Source organism: Fibrobacter sp. UWB1, from assembly GCF_002210325.1.
Lineage (GTDB): Bacteria > Fibrobacterota > Fibrobacteria > Fibrobacterales > Fibrobacteraceae > Fibrobacter.
In genome coordinates this window covers 16,488-35,649 of sequence record NZ_MWQL01000010.1, presented here as the reverse complement: position 1 = coordinate 35,649, position 19,162 = coordinate 16,488, and the positions used below count along the sequence as shown (strand labels likewise).

Annotated in this window: 18 protein-coding genes; 5 read left to right on the top strand and 13 right to left on the bottom strand. The window is 52.5% G+C overall.

The window, feature by feature from the left end; translation table 11 throughout:
- Window positions 1–44: 44 nt before the first annotated feature.
- The 7 genes from B7988_RS09070 to tyrS all read right to left on the bottom strand — a co-directional run bounded on the left by B7988_RS09070 (window position 45) and on the right by tyrS (window position 8,116).
- Entirely contained in the window at window positions 45–2,291 is a 2,247-nt protein-coding gene (locus B7988_RS09070) for a tetratricopeptide repeat protein (RefSeq protein ID WP_249268931.1), read from the bottom strand.
- A gap of 11 nt (window positions 2,292–2,302) precedes the next feature.
- The gene (locus B7988_RS09065) at window positions 2,303–3,820 is read right to left on the bottom strand and encodes an OmpA family protein (protein ID WP_249268930.1); all 1,518 of its coding nucleotides are present in this window, start codon (window positions 3,818–3,820) and stop codon (window positions 2,303–2,305) included.
- 195 nt (window positions 3,821–4,015) lie between these two features.
- Entirely contained in the window at window positions 4,016–4,216 is a 201-nt protein-coding gene (locus B7988_RS09060) for a hypothetical protein (RefSeq protein WP_072801029.1), read from the bottom strand.
- Window positions 4,217–4,345: 129 nt separating this feature from the next.
- Entirely contained in the window at window positions 4,346–5,137 is a 792-nt protein-coding gene (locus tag B7988_RS09055; RefSeq protein WP_073319359.1) for a 1,4-dihydroxy-6-naphthoate synthase, read from the bottom strand.
- A gap of 125 nt (window positions 5,138–5,262) precedes the next feature.
- Window positions 5,263–5,931: a futalosine hydrolase gene (locus B7988_RS09050; protein ID WP_088657658.1), complete on the bottom strand. Its 669-nt coding sequence runs from the start codon at window positions 5,929–5,931 to the stop codon at window positions 5,263–5,265.
- Window positions 5,932–5,934: 3 nt separating this feature from the next.
- Window positions 5,935–6,891: a PfkB family carbohydrate kinase gene (locus tag B7988_RS09045; protein WP_073055350.1), complete on the bottom strand. Its 957-nt coding sequence runs from the start codon at window positions 6,889–6,891 to the stop codon at window positions 5,935–5,937.
- A 7-nt stretch (window positions 6,892–6,898) separates the two neighbouring features.
- A complete protein-coding gene (gene tyrS / locus B7988_RS09040) occupies window positions 6,899–8,116 on the bottom strand; it encodes a tyrosine--tRNA ligase (RefSeq protein ID WP_088657657.1) in 1,218 nt (405 codons plus the stop codon).
- Between the two features lie 196 nt (window positions 8,117–8,312).
- Here tyrS and B7988_RS09035 point away from each other — a divergent pair, with 196 nt between their 5' ends.
- Window positions 8,313–8,933, top strand: a complete 621-nt coding sequence (locus B7988_RS09035; RefSeq protein WP_088628020.1) for a hypothetical protein — start codon at window positions 8,313–8,315, stop codon at window positions 8,931–8,933.
- A 29-nt stretch (window positions 8,934–8,962) separates the two neighbouring features.
- Window positions 8,963–9,574 (top strand): outer membrane beta-barrel protein, encoded by a 612-nt coding sequence (locus B7988_RS09030; protein WP_088657656.1) that lies wholly within the window; start codon window positions 8,963–8,965, stop codon window positions 9,572–9,574.
- A 25-nt stretch (window positions 9,575–9,599) separates the two neighbouring features.
- On the opposite strand, the gene B7988_RS09025 is transcribed toward B7988_RS09030, so the two are convergent.
- The 4 genes from B7988_RS09025 to rpsU all read right to left on the bottom strand — a co-directional run bounded on the left by B7988_RS09025 (window position 9,600) and on the right by rpsU (window position 12,617).
- The gene (locus B7988_RS09025; RefSeq protein ID WP_088657655.1) at window positions 9,600–11,129 is read right to left on the bottom strand and encodes a sigma 54-interacting transcriptional regulator; all 1,530 of its coding nucleotides are present in this window, start codon (window positions 11,127–11,129) and stop codon (window positions 9,600–9,602) included.
- Window positions 11,130–11,138: 9 nt separating this feature from the next.
- Window positions 11,139–11,744, bottom strand: coding sequence for a hypothetical protein (locus B7988_RS09020; RefSeq protein ID WP_088657654.1), 606 nt, complete (start codon window positions 11,742–11,744; stop codon window positions 11,139–11,141).
- Between the two features lie 85 nt (window positions 11,745–11,829).
- Window positions 11,830–12,300, bottom strand: coding sequence for a GatB/YqeY domain-containing protein (locus B7988_RS09015; protein WP_088657653.1), 471 nt, complete (start codon window positions 12,298–12,300; stop codon window positions 11,830–11,832).
- Between the two features lie 107 nt (window positions 12,301–12,407).
- Entirely contained in the window at window positions 12,408–12,617 is a 210-nt protein-coding gene (gene rpsU / locus B7988_RS09010; RefSeq protein ID WP_014546541.1) for a 30S ribosomal protein S21, read from the bottom strand.
- 210 nt (window positions 12,618–12,827) lie between these two features.
- Between rpsU and B7988_RS09005 the strand changes: the two genes are divergently transcribed.
- On the top strand, window positions 12,828–13,697 hold the full coding sequence (locus tag B7988_RS09005; RefSeq protein WP_088657652.1) for an SPOR domain-containing protein: 870 nt from the start codon (window positions 12,828–12,830) through the stop codon (window positions 13,695–13,697).
- A gap of 116 nt (window positions 13,698–13,813) precedes the next feature.
- Here B7988_RS09005 and B7988_RS09000 read toward each other — a convergent pair whose 3' ends face one another.
- Window positions 13,814–14,881, bottom strand: a complete 1,068-nt coding sequence (locus B7988_RS09000; RefSeq protein WP_088657651.1) for a glucokinase — start codon at window positions 14,879–14,881, stop codon at window positions 13,814–13,816.
- Window positions 14,882–14,921: 40 nt separating this feature from the next.
- Entirely contained in the window at window positions 14,922–16,349 is a 1,428-nt protein-coding gene (locus B7988_RS08995; protein ID WP_249268929.1) for an FKBP-type peptidyl-prolyl cis-trans isomerase, read from the bottom strand.
- 72 nt (window positions 16,350–16,421) lie between these two features.
- Here B7988_RS08995 and B7988_RS08990 point away from each other — a divergent pair, with 72 nt between their 5' ends.
- Window positions 16,422–16,985: a hypothetical protein gene (locus B7988_RS08990; protein WP_139261021.1), complete on the top strand. Its 564-nt coding sequence runs from the start codon at window positions 16,422–16,424 to the stop codon at window positions 16,983–16,985.
- Window positions 16,978–19,155, top strand: a complete 2,178-nt coding sequence (locus B7988_RS08985) for a PorV/PorQ family protein (RefSeq protein ID WP_088657650.1) — start codon at window positions 16,978–16,980, stop codon at window positions 19,153–19,155. Before B7988_RS08990 ends, B7988_RS08985 begins: the two co-directional genes overlap by 8 nt.
- Window positions 19,156–19,162 lie beyond the last annotated feature (7 nt).

Below are 19,162 nucleotides of genomic sequence, written 5' to 3'. Positions count from 1 at the left end.
GGAAGACCTGGTTTTAAAAAGCCAGGTCTAACTTTATTCTTTGTTTATTCCAATTCGTCTAAGTCGTCTTCCAAGCTTTCAAGTTCCTGAGCGGCTTCGGAGCTAGCAGCGCCCTGACCCATCTTGGTCTTGACGGTTGCCAAGGTAAAGCCTGCGTCATCCAAAATACGCTTGCGGTTGGATTCGAATCGGTCACTCTGGATAGCCTTCTGAGTGAAGGCGGCGTAGTCTTCGATAGCGGCGTTAGCCTTGTCGAAGCTCGGCTGCAAGGCTTCGCGCTTGCTCTGCACACGCGGAGTCGGGAGCTGGCGGGCAAGGTCAAGTGCCTTGACCTGCACGGAGTCAAATTCGTCCTGCATAGCATCGTAAGCCTGGCGGGCACTGTCGCGAGCAGCGACGGTCACAACCGGCTGTTCGGTACGCTTTTCAGCCTGTTCCAGAGACTTGACAGCGTTGTTGTAGTCCTTCTTGATGAAGTAGCAGTAACCCTGAACGAGGTATGCTTCAGACACGAGGAAGGATTCAGGCATATTCTTAATGATCCACTGCGCCGGCTTGATAGCTTCATCAGGCTTGTTCACCTTGAGGAAGGACCAAGCGATACCGAGCATAGCTTCGTCGTACACCGGAGAACCGGGCTGGACCTGACCATACATCTGGGCTGCTGCCGGAATGTCGGCCTTTTCGCCAGAGAAGTAGATGTGGCCGAGCTTCACCTTAGCAGCGTCCTGCAAGTCGCGTTCGGACTGGTTGGACACCGGCTGTTCGGTAATGTCGCGGAAGCAGTTTTCAGCTTCGTCGAACTTGCCGAGACGGCTGTAGGCAATACCCATGGTATAGCGGGCGTAGAAGTAGTTGGCGTTACCCGGAAGGATGGCGGCGAGCAGGTCGACAGATTCCTGGTAGAGACCCTGTTCGAACTTGATCTGGCCGGCAACGTAGTCAGCGTCAGCCTTCACGTCGCTTTCACCGAACTTCTGAGCAATATTCTGGTACTTGGCCATAGCGTCGATGTACTTGCCTTCCTTATAGTCGATGTTCATCAACTGGAAGTGATACTTGGCGCGCTGGTCACTCTGCGGATAGCGCTTGATAGCGTCTTCGTACACGGACTTTGCAGCCTTGTGCATGCGGAGGTTTTCAAAAGACTTAGCCTTATAGAAGGCGGCCTGGTCCACAAGGTGGAATGCCGGGTACTTGGTCTGAACCTTACCGAAGGCGTATGCAGCTTCCAAGAACTGACGGTTCAAGTAGAGACGCATAGCGGCGCGGTAGTCGTTTTCAGGTTCAATCTTCAAACGACGATAACGTTCTTCACCGATCTTTTCTTCACGAGTGTCACCGAAGCGGCTGGTGAGCTTGACTGCCCAGATGAAGCCACGGTTCTTCTTGGCGTAAAGGTCGTCGTGAGACATTTCGAGGTCGAGAGCGAGGTAACGGAAGATGCTCACGTCCTTGACGTTAACCGTCGCGCCGGCAACCGGGTAACCTTCCTTCGTGAAGCGGAGGCGGACACCAAGGTGCGGAGAGAGGTAGTAGGTCAAGGTGAAGCTCATTTCCGGATTCAAACCGTCGCCACCTTCGGTGTCGGAATGGAACACATCGATGAGAGAAAGTTCTGCCTTAGCTTCGATCACGCGGTTGAAACCACGCCAGAAAAGGGAGAAGTTCAGGTTAGACGGAATGTTGTAAGCATCGTCGCGGTCACCGCCGAAGAAGCCCGGGGCAACGAAGCCACCGTCGTCTTCCATGCTAACGCCCGGCTGGGCGATGTTCTGGAGGGCAACGCCAACCAAGAGGTAACCGAACTTAGAAGAGTTGAGCGGGTTCCAGCTGAGGCCCACGTCGGAACCGACCGTCACCTGCTTCACATCGTCAAACTGGTTAATGTAGAGCACGGACACGTCGATACCCAAGGCGATGCAATGCATGAGCCTGTAGGCATAACCGAGCAAGAAGGCATATTCGCCGTAAGACTTACCACCGTCAATGGAAGCACCGTTTTCGAAGAACGAGAAACCGAGAGTGTGCTTGTAATCCATCGGGAAAGTCAAGCTAACGTATTCCTGGCTAGCTTCACCACTAATAGAGCTAAAGAACGCGGCGCTGAATTCCAACTGGTCTGTTTCAGAAATTCCTGCGGGGTTCACATACATGGCAGTATTGCCACCAAATTCTGCAAACCAGTCATTCTGCTGATACTTATGCGGAGAATAAGTGGCTTCTGCAAACAAGGAAGTGCTGGCTACCGTGAGTCCAAGGACTGCTGTTTTAATAACACTAGTACGCATCACTTACTCCTTTACTTGATATCCGTACGGATAAACTCGATACGACGGTTCTGGGCACGACCTTCAGGGGTCTTGTTCGTGGCAACCGGTTCGGTGTCACCCTTACCGCTCGTAACGATGCGGCTTTCATTGATGCCCTTTTCCACGAGGAAGTTCTTCACGGAAGCGGCGCGGTCTGCAGAGAGCTGCATGTTCGATTCTTTTCTACCGACGTTGTCAGTGTGACCGACAATTTCGAAGGTTGCTTCCTGGAAGGTTTCCATAATGTCTACCACCTTCATGAGGGAGATGTAGGAATCCTGAGTAATCGTAGCCTTACCGGATTCGAAGTTCACACCTTCCAGCACGAAGACTTTCTTAGGCGGCTGCGGGACTTCGTCCGGGCAACCATCTTCGTCCTTATAGCTGTTCAGAGTTTCTGCCTGTTCCGGGCAGAGGTCAACGCCCTTACAAATGTGAGCGAACGTTGCGAGCATACCCTTAGCTTCAACCCACGGGTCGCAGAGACCATCGCGGTCGTTGTCGGCATCCGGGCAGCCATCGTCATCCTGGTAGCCGTCGAAGTCTTCAGCTTCTTCGGGGCAGTTGTCGAGGCCGGTGCAGACGCTTGCATACTTGTCGGAAACGCCTTCTTCAGAAACCCACGGATCGCAAAGGCCATCGCCATCGGTATCCGGGTTGCGAGTTTCTTCGACCACTTCTTCTTCCTTCACCAGTTCGGCGGCAGTCAGACCGATGTCAGCCTTACCCTTACCGCGCTTGAGCATCGGCGAGGTGGACTGGCAGTAGAAGTTCGGCTGCGACAGCGAAGGATTGATGAACTTCGGGTCGAGCGACACGTTCGTGCGGTTCACCTTGATGAACTGGTTGAACGGGTAGTAGTTCTTGTAGATGTTGTTGTATTCCACCTTGGTCTGGCCGGCAGCGGGGTCGGCGAACACACCATAGTAGTGGTTTTCCATGAAGATGTTGTTACGTGCGGTCACGTTGGTCGGTCCCTTCAATGCAAGGCCAGAGTAGCCGTTGCGGAGGACGACGTTGTGTTCGATAAAGGCGTCGAGGGACTTAGCACCCCAAGCGAGAATACCGGACCAGCGGTTGCCGTACACCACGTTGTTGCGGAGATGCGGGAGCGAGATAAACGCACCGATACCGGTAGCGTGGTTATCAAGCACGTAGCAATGGTGAATGTAAGGGGCTGCGTTTTCGCAAAGGATACCTTCGAGACCGTTCTTCACAGTGAAGTGCGACATTTCGGCGCCCGAAGTACCCATGACGGTCGGACCTCTACGGCCACCATCAATGATGGTAGTATGGGGATCCTCGCCCTTAAGTACAACACCCATGATCAAGGTGATGTTTTCGTTATAAGTTCCGCGTTTGACAAGGATGGTATCCCCGGCGTCCGCATTACCGAGAGCATCTGCAATTTTCTGATAGTCGCCAGGAACATTGATATTCTTTGCCATGGCGGTTCCAGAAAGAAGCATCGCCCCGGCCGTGATTAAGACCAGTTTCTTTAGGGTCATACTGCTACGTTTCTCCAATCATAGAACACTTTGAAATTAAAACCTATACACCTGCCAAAACGGCAAATGCAAAATTCAAGTGGGAATATACCTCTAAAAACGGCATTAGTCAAACGCTTTTCGCAAAAAATGCCAAAATAATTGAGAAAATGTCGAATAATTTGATTCATCGAGGTGTATCTAGCCCATTCGAGGTCAATCGGCGGATGCCGGTTCGGCCTTTTCCTCTTCCTTTTTCGCGCCTTGGATAGACACGCGAATTTCTTGGCAGGTCTTTTTGATGTCCTGCAGAACCTTGCGGGCACGGGTGCCAGCGGACTTGTTACCGCGCTCGAACTTTTCGTACTCGCGCTTGAAGTTCTCGACTTCCAGTTCAAGATCGTTCACTAAACTCATAAGCAAACTCCATATAAAGATATGCAGTATGGAAAATAAATTAAAGTTATTCCTAAAATTTAGCCGTTTTGTAAAAAAATGTTCAAAATAGGCCAAAAATTGCCTATTTTGCCAAAAATTAACACGATTTTAACCCTTGACAAGGGTCCAAAGGTACCTGAGAGAGGCACGACCCTTCTCTCCGACCTCCTCGGAAAAGTCATTTACGAACATTCTGATGTGCGCTTCCATGACATTGGGGTCGTCTATTTGGGCCAATTTATCGATAAACGGAGTGACCAGTTTTTCGCGTTTGCGGGCGATATTTAAGCTTTTCCGGATTTCGTCTTCGATCTGGAAAACGGTGTTGACGCCAAGGGATTTCTTTGCTACAGCGATTCCTAACGGAATCGGCGTGCCCGTATTTTCTTCCCAGAAAGCGCCTAAATCTTGCAACAAATAAAGGCCATCGCGTTTCCAGGTAAAGCGGTGTTCGTGTATTACAACGCCTTGTACAGCCTCCTTGGAGCGCAGTGAACGATACACCTGGTCAAACAGGGCGTATTCGATTTTCTGTTCGGACAAGCCCGTTTTTTTATGCCAAAACTTGAACAAAAGGGCTGCAGTCGTGTCTGCACCGGGCAAAACGACCGGTTTTTCGGGGCAAAAAACGTTGCCTACAGACGAAAGCAACAGAGGGCCACAACCATACCCGATAGCGCCTCCACACGAAAGGCAGGCGTATTCCGCCTCGATTTTGGGGTATACCTGGGCGCTCACCTTGGCCACATCGAGTTCACCGCGACTGACCATTTCGTTGAGCGTTTGCACGTCTGCAAAGTGGACATCCCATTCAAAGGGGGAATTTTCAAGCCCCTGAACAAGAGCTTCGTAAATGTAGGTGTCGTTAGGACAGGTGGAAATTCCGAGAGTTAAACGCATGAGAAGTGGTTAGGGATTTGAGATGTGTAATGTGTAATGTGTAATGTGTAATGTGTGATGTGTAATGTGTAATGTGATATGTAGAATGTGAAATTACTCATTTTTCATTACACATTTCTCATTTGTCATTTCACATTGAAAAGGGCTTGGCGGAGGGCGGAGAGGGCCTCGTGGAATTTCCAGGATTCACGGTCGCGGGTGGTAGCCATATTGCATACGGCACGGATTTCGAAAACAGGGATTTTATGGGCCATACAGGCCGCAATTCCGGCAGCCCCTTCCATATTTTCGATATCGGCGTTGAACATCTTGGAGCGCAAAAGAGCTAGTTCTTCTGTGCCCGTGCAGCAATTCACCGTAAGGCCCACGACTGATTTTAGTTTTTGCAAATGCGCAGGAGCGTGTTCTGCGGCAGTAGCGCGAACTGCACTTGGGAACGGGAAAAAGGAACAGTCCTTTTCTTGGTAGCCCATATCCCCCACGCTTTCGGAATCGACACGGACGACGTCAAGGATGTTGATTCCGCGACCGGGATAGGCGCCACAGACGCCGAGAATATATACCGCAGTAAAATGAATTCCCTGCTGTTTAGCAGTACTGATCAGGTACGTTAGATTCGTCGAGAAACTAAGGATTCCCATCCCGAGAATGCAGGCGTAGCCCCGGTTTTCCGAGAGTTCAATTAATTTATCTGAAGATATGCTATCGGCGGTATCGGCGTATTCCGGAAAACAAGAAGCAAATTCCATTGGCGTTGCAAACGCGAACAAATTATTCTTGTCGGGAAAGAGCACGACTTACTCCAGTTTTTCTACCGCATCGGCAAGCATCACCTCGACTTCGGCAACGCGTTCAAGTTTGAGATTACAAGGACGATCGACTTCGCAGCGGGCCGTTGCAACCGCAGTCGCCTTGATCAGGCAATGTTCAAAATCCATGCCCATGCCGTCGGCATAGAGCCAGCCAGCAAAGAAGGAATCCCCTGCTCCGATACGGTTGTTCACCTGAATCTGGGGAGGCTGAATCTGCACGCCCTGGAACTTCTTTTCGACAAGGCGGAAGGCGCGAACCGGAGCGTCTTCGTCAGTGACGACAAGCGCCTTAATCGGCAGGCGTTCAAGGACCGCCGTGGCAGTCATTTTCCAGAACTGCGGGCTTGACAAGACTATGGGAAGACCAAGGCGCGTAAGCAGCTTGCAGTATTCCTGCATGTTGATTTTCAAAAGCTCGACACCCTTTTCGAGCCACGTATCGATCCCTTCGATGGCATCGACATAAATCTTTTTACCGGCAAAGTCGAGCGCGTTCAACTGCTCGATGTTAAAGCCCCGCGGGAACGTACCGCAAAGAGCCACACTCTGGGTTGAACTCCAGTAGTCATTCAAGGTCTGGATAAAGTCTTCGTTCTCGTATTCCGTGAGGTCTGGCGAGGGTTCGATGAGTTCCGTAGAATCACCGCCAGATACGATTGTCGTGCAAATGCGCGTCGGTTCCTTGATCCAAACGGGAGCCTGCTGGATACCATAGGCGGAAATTTCGTCGAAGATGCGAGAACCGTGTTCGGAGCCCAAGAAGTGCATCATCAGAGGGGAACCGCCCAAAAGGCGGAGCACAAGGGCGCAGTTGATTCCCTTGCCGGAACCGTATTCTTCGACGCGCTCAATGCGGTGAACCTCGCCGGGCGTAAACTTGTCCAGATAGAACAAGCGCTGCCACGCGGGATTCAAACCTAGTATGAGGACTTCTTGGGACATGGCTTTCCTAGAAATTCACCTTAAAGAACTTGCGCTTGCCCACCTGGACAACCAACTGATCGCCACCCTTGATTTCGATCTGGGACTGCGGATCGGCAAGCTTTTCGCCGGCAATTTTCACGCCGCCGTTCTGGACCATGCGACGGGCTTCGCCTTTGCTTGCAAAGGCCTTGATTTCTACGAGCAGGTCCAGGGCACCGTAGGTGCCGGCCGCCACGCTGCACTCGGCAGCATCGCTAGGGATAGCGTTCCCGCTGTGAATTTCGCGTTCCTTGGCAGCGGCGGCCTCGGCGGCTTCTGCACCGTAGTACTGCGTCACGATGTCGATGGCGAGGCGGTGCTTGGCATCGTTCGGGTTCATCTTGCCTGCGGCAATGTCTGCCATCATCTGCTTAATTTCTGCAAGCGGAATATTCGTGAGAAGTTCGAACCAGTTCTCGACGATGCTGTCGGCGAGGCTGTAAATCTTGTGGTACATCACGTCGGCGGGCTCGTTCAGGCCCACATAGTTGCCGATGGACTTGCTCATCTTGACCTTGCCGTCGGTACCGAGCAAAATCGGCATGAAGAGGCCGATCTGCGGTTCCATGCCTTCGAAAAGCTGCAAGTCACGACCGCGGAGCACGTTGAACTTCTGGTCGGTACCGCCCAGTTCCACGTCGCTCTTGATGGCCACGGAATCGTAGCCCTGCATCATCGGGTACATAAATTCGTGCAGGCTAATCGGAGTGTTCGCGGCATAGCGGTTGTGGAAGTCCTCGCGCTCGAGCATCTGGGCAACGGTAAACTGGCCCATGAGTTCGGTCACCTTGCTGAACGGGAGCTTGGAGAACCATTCGCCGTTGTAGTGGATTTCCACCTGGTCGCGGCGGACGACCTTAAAGAACTGTTCCTGGTATTCCTTCGCGTTCTCGAGCACCTGTTCATGGCTGAGACGCGGACGGGCCTTGTTGCGGCCGCTGGGGTCACCAATCTGTGCGGTATAGTCACCCACGATAAGCACGACGGTATGACCCAAATCCTGGAACTGGCGGAGCTTGCGCATCACGACCGTGTGGCCGAAGTGCACGTCCGGGGCCGTCGGGTCCACACCCATCTTGATACGGAGCGGAACTCCGGTATCGTAGGACTTCTGAAGTTTCTTTTCAAGTTCATCTTGCGGCACAACATCGATAACACCGCGCATCAAAATATCAAGCTGTTCCTTAACGGGACGAAATTGCATAATTTTCTCAGTTGTTAGAGGTTAGTGATTAGTGGTCAGGGAAATTACAAGTTTTAACCGCTAATCACTGAAAGCCCATGTAGAAGGAATGGATTATCATAACGGAAATAAATATAGAAATTAACTTCATAAGGCGAAGGCACATAAAGACAAGAGAACATATTTCTATCTTTTTTCCAGCTTAAAGGAGAACATAATGAAAAAGCTATTTGCGCTAATCGCCTTTGCGGCCTCCCTCTCTTTTGCCGTATCGGCTCCTTTCACCCATGACGGATTCTTTTTCAGCGTCACTTCCGGACTAGGTTACGGAACATTCAATGATGACATTGATGATGGTTTTGCCCAAATTGAATCCAACGGTTTTCAAGCAGAAGCCTCCATCAAGATTGGTGGAGCCATTGTTAATGGGCTTATCATTCATGCAACATTCGCCATGAACCAACTCTATCCTGATTTGGAAGCTACCAGCAAGACCGGCAGAGACGACCGCTTGTCGCACGATGGTTTCGACATTCTTTTTATGGGCGGCGGCGCAACCTTCTATATTCCTGGCGGAAGCAACGTATTCCTCGGCGCATCGGCCGGTGTCACCACTTACAGCGTAACCTTCGGAAACCAATCCGCCGATTTTCTGAATCTTGATTCCGGTTTTGGAATCATCGCAACAATCGGTAAGGAATGGTGGATTCACGAAGAACTTGGCCTCGGCATCGCATTCTCGTACACCTACACCTCGGCTGAAGGCGAATACGATAACGAAAAGAACGAAGCGACCACCAACATGTTCTCGCTTAGCGCCACGTTCACATTCAACTAATTACACATAAGCCTTTCAAGGATAACGAAATGAAAAAGCTCTTCATGTTGACAGCCCTTGCAGCATCATTTTCTTTCGCTACATCGGAACCGCATGTCCACGACGGGTTCTTTTTGAACTTCGCCATGGGCATGGGCTACCAGTCTATGGACTACACTACATACAATTATGACGAAGACACTTACGGTCATTCCGGTCTTGCTACCGATATTGATGTAAAGCTCGGCTGTAGCGTAACAGACATGGTTGCCGTACACATCACCTTAACCGGAGACACCCCCACAGAAAGCGTTGGAGAAGGACTCGATGACAACGAAGTCAAAGCGAACCTGTCGCTGCTGGGCATCGGCACCACCCTCTATTTCCCAGGAAACTATCTTGCTTCTGCATCCCTTGGCATTGGACAATTCCGCGTCTATGACGACATTTCTACCTTCCATGCCCATGTAGTCTCTAACCCAGACAAATATTCCCGCAGCGGATTTGCATTCCAGATTGCAGCCGGTAAGGAATGGTGGGTCAGCGACAACTGGGGCATCGGTGCAACAGCAGCACTTTTGTACGGCTTTGAAACAAATCTCGCCGACGCTAGAGAATCTTCGCTTTCCATCAGTCTAAGGTTTTCCGCAACATACAACTAAAAAACGGGGCTGTAGCCCCGCAAAACTATTTACCGAAACCAGCGAGGTCTATACCGAGCTGGTTTATTTTGTATGTAAGAATGCGCGGAGTTGTGGAAAGACTGCGGGCGGCAGCGGCGATTTTCCCACGGCTGCTCTTGAGGGCATCGCAGATGATATCCTTCTCGTAAGCTTCCACCATGAGTTTCAGGTTTCCGTTCACGGGAGTGCCGCTGGTTTCGGCGGTCTGCAGCGTGGTCGGGAAATGGTGCGGGTAGATGACGTCTTCGTCAGCAACGAGGACGGCGCGCTCGATTCCATTTTCAAGTTCGCGCACGTTTCCGGGCCACGGGTAACTCATGAGCATGTTGATGGTGGTGCGGGCAAGGCGGCGCACGTTCTTGCCCACGATGCGGCAGTAATGCTCCACAAAGTGGTCGGCAAGAAGCACGATATCTGTCTTGCGGTTCCTGAGCGGCGGCACGTAAATCGGGAAAATGTGCAGCTGGTAATAGAGGTCTTCACGGAAGGTTCCTTCTTCGACCATCTGCTGCAGGTTCTTGGTGGTGGCCGCAATCACGCGCACGTTCACCTTCTTGGGAATGCGGGCGCCAATGCGTTCCACCTCGCCGTTCTGCAACAGGCGCAGGAGTTTCACCTGAAGGTTTGGCGAAAGCTCGCCCACTTCGTCCAGGAACAGCGTGCCACCTTCGGCCTGTTCTACGCGGCCGGGCGTCTCGGCGAACACACCCACGAGGGCACCGCGCACGCTGCCGAAAAGTTCGCGGTCAAGTACCGATTCCGGCATGGAGGCGCAATGGACGCGGACGAACGGGCCCATGTTGCGGTCGGAACGGTAATGGATGGCTTCGGCCACGAGCCCCTTGCCCGTACCCACCTCGCCCACAATGAGTGCGGGGAGCGGACTCTTTGAAACCTGGTCAATCTGCGCGTACACGCGCTGCATTTCGCTGGAGCGACCGATAATGTTGTCGGGTTGGAAACGGTCCTTGAGTTCCAATGTCAAGCGTTCGTTTTCGGCCTTCAGGAGTTCATTTTCCTCTCGAGCTTCGCGACGGAGCTTCACTGCCGCCGCAAGCATCTGTGCGATGATTTCCAGCAGGCGGAGCTTTTCGGGAAGTTCGTCTTCTACCGGATTCTGCACGTCGGCACTGAAGGCGCCAATCACCTGATGCTCCATGATGACAGGCACGCAGAGGAACGCCTTGTCCTCCGTCTTGCCGCGCCCCGTGCGGTCCAAGAAGTCCGGGTCTTTCGCGACCGAGGGAATGATAATCGGCTTGCCCGTTTCCACCACACGGCCGGTAATGCCCTCGCCCACCTTGTAGCGGCCCTTGCGCGCCTGGCGACTACTCAAGCCTTCCGCAATTTCAATGGAGATTTCACCGGTGTGGCGGTTGTACAGCGTAAGTGTCGCATGTTCCACGCCCATCGTCGATTCCACCACCTCCAGAATCGGGTGCGCAACGCTCTCGAAATCGAGCGTCTGGTTCAGAATGGAACTGATCTTGTAGAGCAGTTCCAGTTCCTGGATTTTGGTTTGGGAGGTGGGCAAGAAAATCTCCTAAAAAATTCGAAAGACCGCATTCAACGAAAAAGTCAAACAAGCATCATATTCCGTTATGGCATAGTTTATCGGATAAACTTCCAATCCAAAAACATTGTTCTTGGTACGCCAGGCAAAACCCAAATTTGAGCGGAACATGAAAGATTCGCGATAATAATCCCCTTCGTCAAATTCATATTGGTAAGCATCGAAACGATTTCCTTCTTCATCAAAGGCATCAGTCCTTACAACACCATCTATACCGGCATACGATCCATCCTGAAAATCCACAAGGAACATGAAGTTCGTAACAATGCTAAAGCCACCCCAGATAGGATAGTTAAAGTTGACAAGAGCACCTTCGGAAAGTTCGTTGAACTCATATTCCATGCAGTCTTCGCATTCCGAAGCAGATGTTCCGATTTCAGCCACAACACCAACACCGACGAAAGACGTTATCGGTTTCACAACCGACAGCGACAAGCCTGTCATCGTTGTCGAGACATCGTTCCAGCCCCCAATGAAGGGACCTGCCTTGACATCAATCGTTTTCCAGGAAATGCCGGATGCCGAAGCATACGACATAAAGACAAGCACAAAAAGATATCCTAACCGCTTAAACATGTCATCAATATAACATTTTGTGTGATAAAAAAAGGAGTCCCCCGACCAAGTCGGGGAAGACTCCTTAATCAAAGGTTGCCGTTTTTTACTTCAGCGCTTCCTGCACGAGAGCAGAGGCGCGCTTGGCGTCGAAACGGCCCTTGACCTTCGGGGAAAGTTCCTTCATGATCTTGCCCATGTCCTTGGGGCTGGAGGCGCCGGTCGCGGCCTTGATTTCGGCGATGAGGGCCTTGACTTCGTCTTCGGTCATTTCGGCCGGCATATACTTGCGGTAGAGTGCGATGCAGGCTTCTTCGGCAGGAACCTTGTCCATGAAACCACCCTTCTTGAGGATATCGATGGCTTCCTGCTTCTGCTTGACGCTCTTTGCAAGAACATCGACGCACATTTCGTCGGTGATGGTTTCTTCGATCTGGGCAGGTGTTGCACCAGACTTCATGGCTTCGTTCTTGATGTCGGAATGGAGGGTACGGAGCGTTCCGAGAGTTTCGGCGTCGTGCGCCTTCATGGCGGCCTTGATATCGTCCTTAATCTTTGTCAGCAATGCACTGCTCATGTTTTACCCTTTGCGGACACATCCGCGGTTTAAATTCTCTAGAAACACGCAACGAGCCACCGGTCATGGACCGACGACTCATTACAAAATCGATGCCTTATTAGCGACTAGTAGAGACGCTTACGGTTCTGGTCAGCGATTTCCTTCAAGCGCTTGCGACGAGCTGCAGTTTCGATGCGCTTCTTTTCTTCAGAAGGCTTTTCGAAGCGCTGACGCTTCTTGACATCGGAAATGATGCCGTTCTTTTCGCAGGACTTGGTGAAACGCTTGAGAGCGCGTTCAAAAGGTTCGTTGGACTTAACAATTACGCCGATCACGATTATCCTTTGGTTAAATTAGAAATTCGTTTTTGGATAGCCAAATATATTTAATTGCCGGAATTTCGTCAAGGGTATAAAAAAAACCTGTTTTGCCGGCTTTTCTGAATAAATTTTACAATTTAACTTGCGGTTTATCAAAGACTTATGTATATTTTTGTTATAAAAGACCGTCTAGGTTGTCTTATTTTCTAAAAATTGGAGAATTGGATGAAAAAATCAATCTTGTCTCTGAGCGCCATTGCCCTCGCAAGCTCTTTGCTTGTCGCCTGCAATGAAGATGAAGAACTCGTCCCGAAGATGGATCCGGCCAAACCCACCGCAGAGGCTCCTGCCGACCAGCCGGCCGGCCAGGCAACTGAACAGGCTGCCGAACAGCCGAAGGCCGACGAACCGGAACTCGTGCCCATCCAGTCCCTTTCCGGAAACGCTGAATCTGCCGAAGCAGCTAAAGCAGAAGAACCTGCCAAGAACTTCGTGCCTGCAGCAGCAGGTGGCGTCCAGCCCCTTTCCAAAGGCGAATACGTCATCCAGGTTAGCATCCAGTCTTCCAAGAGAGCTGCCAACGGCATCGTGAGCAAGCTCGCCGAAAACGGAATCAAAGCCTATGTCGCCGAAGTGGAAAACCCGGGTGAACTCGAAGGTACCTACTACCGCATTCGCGTGGGCTATTTTGAATCTAGCGCAAACGCCCAGGAATACGGCAAGCAAGTCCTCACCCCGCTTAACTATGCCTGGTGGGTCGACAAGAGCAAGAACGACGACGTCGGCAACCCCGGTGGCGACGAATACTATTCCAACAACTCTTACTCTAATTCTAATACTTATAACGAACCGGCTGAAGCACCCGAGCCCGAACCGGCTCCTGCTCCCGCACCCGAACCTGAACCCGCTCCGGCACCGGCTCCTGCTCCCGCACCCGAGCCTGAACCTGCTCCGGCACCCGAGCCCGAACCGGCTCCCGCACCTGCACCCGAGCCTGAACCTGCTCCGGCACCGGAACCCGCTCCGGCACCCGCACCCGAACCGGCACCTGCCCCCGCAGCTCCGGCCGCAGACAACTTCGACGACTGGGAATAAGCGGAAAGTTACAGATATTGAAAAGGAACCCTTCGGGGTTCCTTTTTTGTTATCCGAAAAAAAAAGAGATGCCAGGCCAAGCCGGGCATCTCTCTAAAAACAGCGCTGAAAAGCTCTTACTTCTGCAGGTTCAGGCTTGCGTTTGCCGCACCATACAAGCTGATGCTGTAGTCCTTGATGACATACACCGGAATCTTGTTCAGGAGCGGACGGATGTTCGGATTGTAGTTCTTTTCGAAATACTTCATGAACAGGTTGTCGCGTTCGAGCCAGCGAAGATCCTTCTGCACGGTACCGCCAGCGAGGTAGAAACCACCGAGCGGGAGGAAGAGCGTTGCGGCATCGCTTGCAAAACGGGCAAGCATCTTCACGAACAGGCGCATCATCTCGGCAGCCACCGGATCGGTATCGCTTGCACGGCTGATGTACTTGGGACGATCGTTGGGTTCGGTTTCTTCGATCTTCTTGAAGGCTTCGTTATCGGGCACTCCGCGGGTTTCCTTCCACCATTCGTACATGTTGCGAAGGCCCATGCCAGACACGAGCGGTTCTACGCCGGGCACGGTGCCGATCTTCTTTTCCATGTAGTCGTGGAATTCCTGGGAGTCCTTGTCGAACGGGGCGAATGTGGAGTGTCCGCCTTCGGAGCAGGCCGGAATGTACTTTTCGCCGTCGAATGCGAGGAAGCCCACGCCCATGCCAGTACCCGGGCCGATCACGGCCTTGGTCGCCTTCTGCGGGGCAGGCGTGCTGCCGTCGGTATGCACAAGCTTGTGAATCTGGGCTGGATCATCGACATCGAGAGTCGGAATGCCATAGCTGATTGCCATGAAGTCATTGATGACAAGCGTCGGGATTCCCGTTGCTGCGGAGAGGGCTTCGCCATCGACACTCCACGGGAGGTTCGTCATAACGCACTTGTTGTTTGCCACAGGGCCTGCAGCGCTGATGCAAATGTGGGAAGGCTTCAAGTCTGCACGGCTTTCGACTGCGATCTTGAGCGTTTCACGAATCGGGGCGTCCAGGCCATCGATATCCTTGGACGGGCAATCGGTTTCAAGAATCAGCGTGAACTTGCCATCTTTGTAGCCCACCAGGCCAAGGTTCGTATTCGTACCACCAATATCGCCAGCCAAAACCAGGCGATCAAATTTTGCATCAGGATTAAGCCATTTGATTTGCATAAAAACTCCAGTTTGATTCGTACCGGTAAATAATAACTAATTACTCTCCGAGATATTCAACTGCAAAGATCAGAGTTGAACCGCCAGGGATAGGTCCTGCTCCGCGAGCACCGTAACCGAGTCCGGGCGGAACCACCAAGATTCTCTTTTCGCCGGGGAGCATGCCCTGCACGCCGAGTTCCCAGCCGCGAATCACGCGACCGGCACCCAGCGTAAAGCCAAAGACCTGGCCGCGGTCACGGGAGCTGTCGAACTTGTAACCGTTGGTAAGCCAGCCGGTGTAATGCACCTTGGCCACGTTGCCCTTTTGTGCGGGTTCGCCTTCGCCCTGCTTGATGATTGCATAGCGGAGACCTTCGGGACCGTTTTCAAACGTAAGCGTCGTGGTGTCGGGGAAGAAGTCCATGTTCGCGATGACCGCGTCGTCTACTTCGGAAGAAACGAGTTCCACGCGGAAGACCAAGGTCGAATTTGAAGGAATCATGGAGTAGGCCGTTGCGCCATAGCCCATGGCCGGAGACACACGGAACCAGCGTACGCCGCCTTCGCGCATGCCGTCGAGACCGACTTCCCAGCCCTTGATCATTTTGCCGGCACCCATCACGACCGAGAGCGGTTTGCCCATGTCTTTAGAGGAACCGAACTTGCGACCCGAAAGGAGCCAACCCGTGTAATGCGTCTTGAGCACGGAGCCAACCATGGCGGGCTTTCCGGTGCCGACCTTTTCATCGTAAACCTTGAGGCCCTTAGCCGCTTCGCGCCACTTGAGACCTTCCACGTTCTTGGGGAATGCATCCGGTTCCATGGGTGGATCGGCGCTGACGAGTTCTACGATAAAGAACAAGTCGGAATATTCAGGAACTCCTTCCAGTGAATTTTCGCCATAGCCCATCTGGTAAGGCACGTAAAGCTTGCGGATTTCGCCCGGCTTCATGCCGACAAGGCCCTTTTCCCAGCCCTGAATAACAAGGCCCATGCCGAGCGTGAATTCAAGCGGTTCGCCACCGGCATAAGATTCCGAGAACAGTCTGAAGCGAGTATCGGAGGGCAGCGGAGAAATGGAATCGATGTAGGTCGCAAGCGTTACCGGTTCTGCGACAGGAGCTTGAGCCACCGTATCGACCGCGGCTTTGGATTCCTTTTTGTTCTTGGACTTTTTCTTCTTGTTTTTAGCGGACTTGTCTAAGAGCGCGGTCGTGTCAACATTTGTCACGCCGGCGACCTGGTCAGAATTGAAATCGTTTGCAAGCCTTAAAGAATCGGCGATACGGAGCGAATCGGCCAGGCGAGCCTTTTCTGCCAAGATTCTAGCACTGTCTAAATACACATAGCTCTTGTAATGCACCCTGATGAGCTGACCCGCCTTAATAGGGTCTCCAGAGCCTTCCTTCACCGTTTCCACCTTGAATGGAATGGCAAAACAGGCACTACACATCAGCAATACAAGAAAAATCTTCAATTTTAACATAAAATCTCCTGTCCCACAATTTAGAAAATGCTAGTTTTTGAGAGTAACGAATAATTCCAAATGGAATAAAATATGCTATCAGTCATTATTGTCATAGCGATAATCGTGTTGTCCGTGATACTCGCCGCCATCGGCGCGTACGTGATTATTCACAGTTCCGACGAAAAGGACGAACCCAAGCGCGTGATCGACGTTTCGGGCCAGTACGCCGTGGTAGTCCGCCCTGCCCGAGAATCACTCAACGCCGTAAAGCCTTCCGAAGCCTCCCTTAGGTCTTGGCTCGACACTCAAGACCTGCCCGCCGAAAAGAAGGAGGAGCTGATCGCCCGGTGGAACGCCACCATGGAAGAAACGATCCGCACCATTGACGAAGGCGACAAGAACGGCACCGCCACCTACCGAATCGAGCTCGGCCCCAAGGGCAAGCAATACGTGAAGTTCGTGAGCGACGAAAACTTTATTACCCGCGAGCAGATCCGCAATCACGCGGAAATTCTCCCGCCCTATTGTTTAGGCTGCGATTGCAAGCTGTTGCCCAAGCAACCCTGGGAAAATCCCAGCAAGTCCGGTTGGAAGGCAGTTGTGCCCTCGCACGGTAGCCACTACGACGTCCCCGATTGGAGGCAACTTGCGTAAATCTCTACTTACAGCTCTCTTTTTTGCGCCCGCATTGTCTTTTGCGGCAGGCTCTGCCATTATCACGCTCGAAATGCCCGTTGGCGCCCGCCAACTGGGTATGGGCGAAGCCGGTGCCGCCCTCGCCGACGACCCGACTGCAATGTACTACAACCCGGCTGGTCTCGCCTTTGGCCCCCTGGCTGACGAATGGCGCATGAGCTACCCCGCCGATTCCAAGAATTCCCCTTTTTTCACGAGCATGGCTTCGCGTTCCAAGGACGGCTTCTTCAGCAAGAGCGAACTTTGGGCCGGTACCGCCAACGGCATTCAGAAATTCGACGGCGAACAATGGGTCGACTACCATTCCATTACGCTGCAGGGTAACGCCAAGGTCCGCGACGCCGTCAAGGTTTACGTAGGTACCGAACGCGGTCTCGACGAATACGTTCGCCAGGTGAAGAAGTTCAACGACATCAAGAATGCCGACGACGAAAAGCACGTGGTCGAAGTCAAGATGCCCTGGAACTTGATTGTAAAGGATACCATTACGGCAGTGCTTTACGAAAGCCGCACCGAAAAACTCTGGGTGGGTACCCCCAAGTCCCTCTACCGTTTTGACGGCAAGGCCTGGAAGAACTACGACGAAGAACTGGGCCACCACCGCATTACCGCCCTCGAAAGTCAAGGTGCTTCTATCTGGATCGGTACCGAAGATGGCTTGTTCGTTTACCGCAACGGTCAATTCGAACAGAAAGGTAAAGTGCTCCCGAGCCAAAAGGTCCGCGCCCTAGTGTGGTCCGAAAACCGCAAGGAACTTTATGTGGCGGTCGAAGGCGCAGGCATTGCAAGACTTATCCCGAAAAAGAGCGTGAACGACAAGGACCGTTGGAGCCTGTTCAACCAGGAAGACGGCATTATGGACCTCTCCCCGACTGCGCTCGCTGTCGACAGTTCGGGACATGTGTGGGCCGCCCACAACGGAGGGCTTTCGCACTTTACGCTGCGCAAGTGGGAACAGGTGCAGTTCGCCGACAACAAGGTAAATGACATTTCCGTAGACCAGCGTGGCGGAATCTGGATTGCAACCGACAAGGGCGTATGGCGCCACCTGCCGGACTATGCCACCGCAAGCGGCCGCAAGGCAGAACTTGAGCGCGGCGCCGCCGAAGAAGAAGGTTCGACCAAGAGCGAAGACGAATGGGTACATTACCACAGCGGTAACGGACTCAGTACCAACAAGGTTTGGGCAGTGCTTCCGCAAGGAAACGACGTCTGGTTCAGCACCGCGAACGGCATGGAGCAGTTCAAGGATGCAGATTACCAGATTACCGCATTCTACGAAAAACTCTTGCCGATTTTGAACATTCCTGACCTGTACCACCTTTTTGCAGGCATGACTGTTCCGCTGAACGACTGGGGAACGCTCGGATTCTTCGTGAACTTCGTGAGCTTCGGTTCGACCGTTGCCTCGGGCGACGTGGACGCCGACGACCTAGTTGCCTATAACAGTTCTGAAATCGTGGGCGGCTTCAGCTACGGCACCCGATTCCCGAACGACTGGGGCCTGGGCCTTTCGATCAAGTTCTTCTATTCAGACTTGAGTTCGGGCGCGGCCGCAGGCGAAGAAGAAGCAACCACTTTCGGTTACGCTTTCGATATCGGCGTACTCAAGAAGAACCTGTTTATAGACAAATTAAATTTCGCATTGGTACTTGCAAACATCGGCCCGAGTGTTTACTACGTGGACAAGACCATCGAAGACCCGATTCCGTTGACCTGGCGCTTGGGACTTTCTTATGAAATCTTGAGCCTTGCCGATTACAAGTGGACCGTAATCGCCGACTACAACCGCGAAGTGGTCTACGACGACGCCAAGGGCAATCCGGAACCGTTCTACATAGCAAGCTGGAAATCCTTGATTAACCCCGAAAGAGAAGGCAACAAGGTCAAGGAATCCATTATGCAGGGCGTGTTCAACCTGGGTACTGAATTCGTTTACGCCAACACGATCGCCCTGCGCGCCGGTTACCTTTACGACCAGACCGGTAAGCGTAACGAAGTGGACTTGGGCTTCGGCTTTATGCTTTCGGACGTGTTGCAGTTCGACTTCGCCACCATCAAGGACGTAGGCGACAACGACGGCGTGCGTGACGGTCAGATGCGCTTTGGCATGCTGTTCAAATTCTAGCATCTTA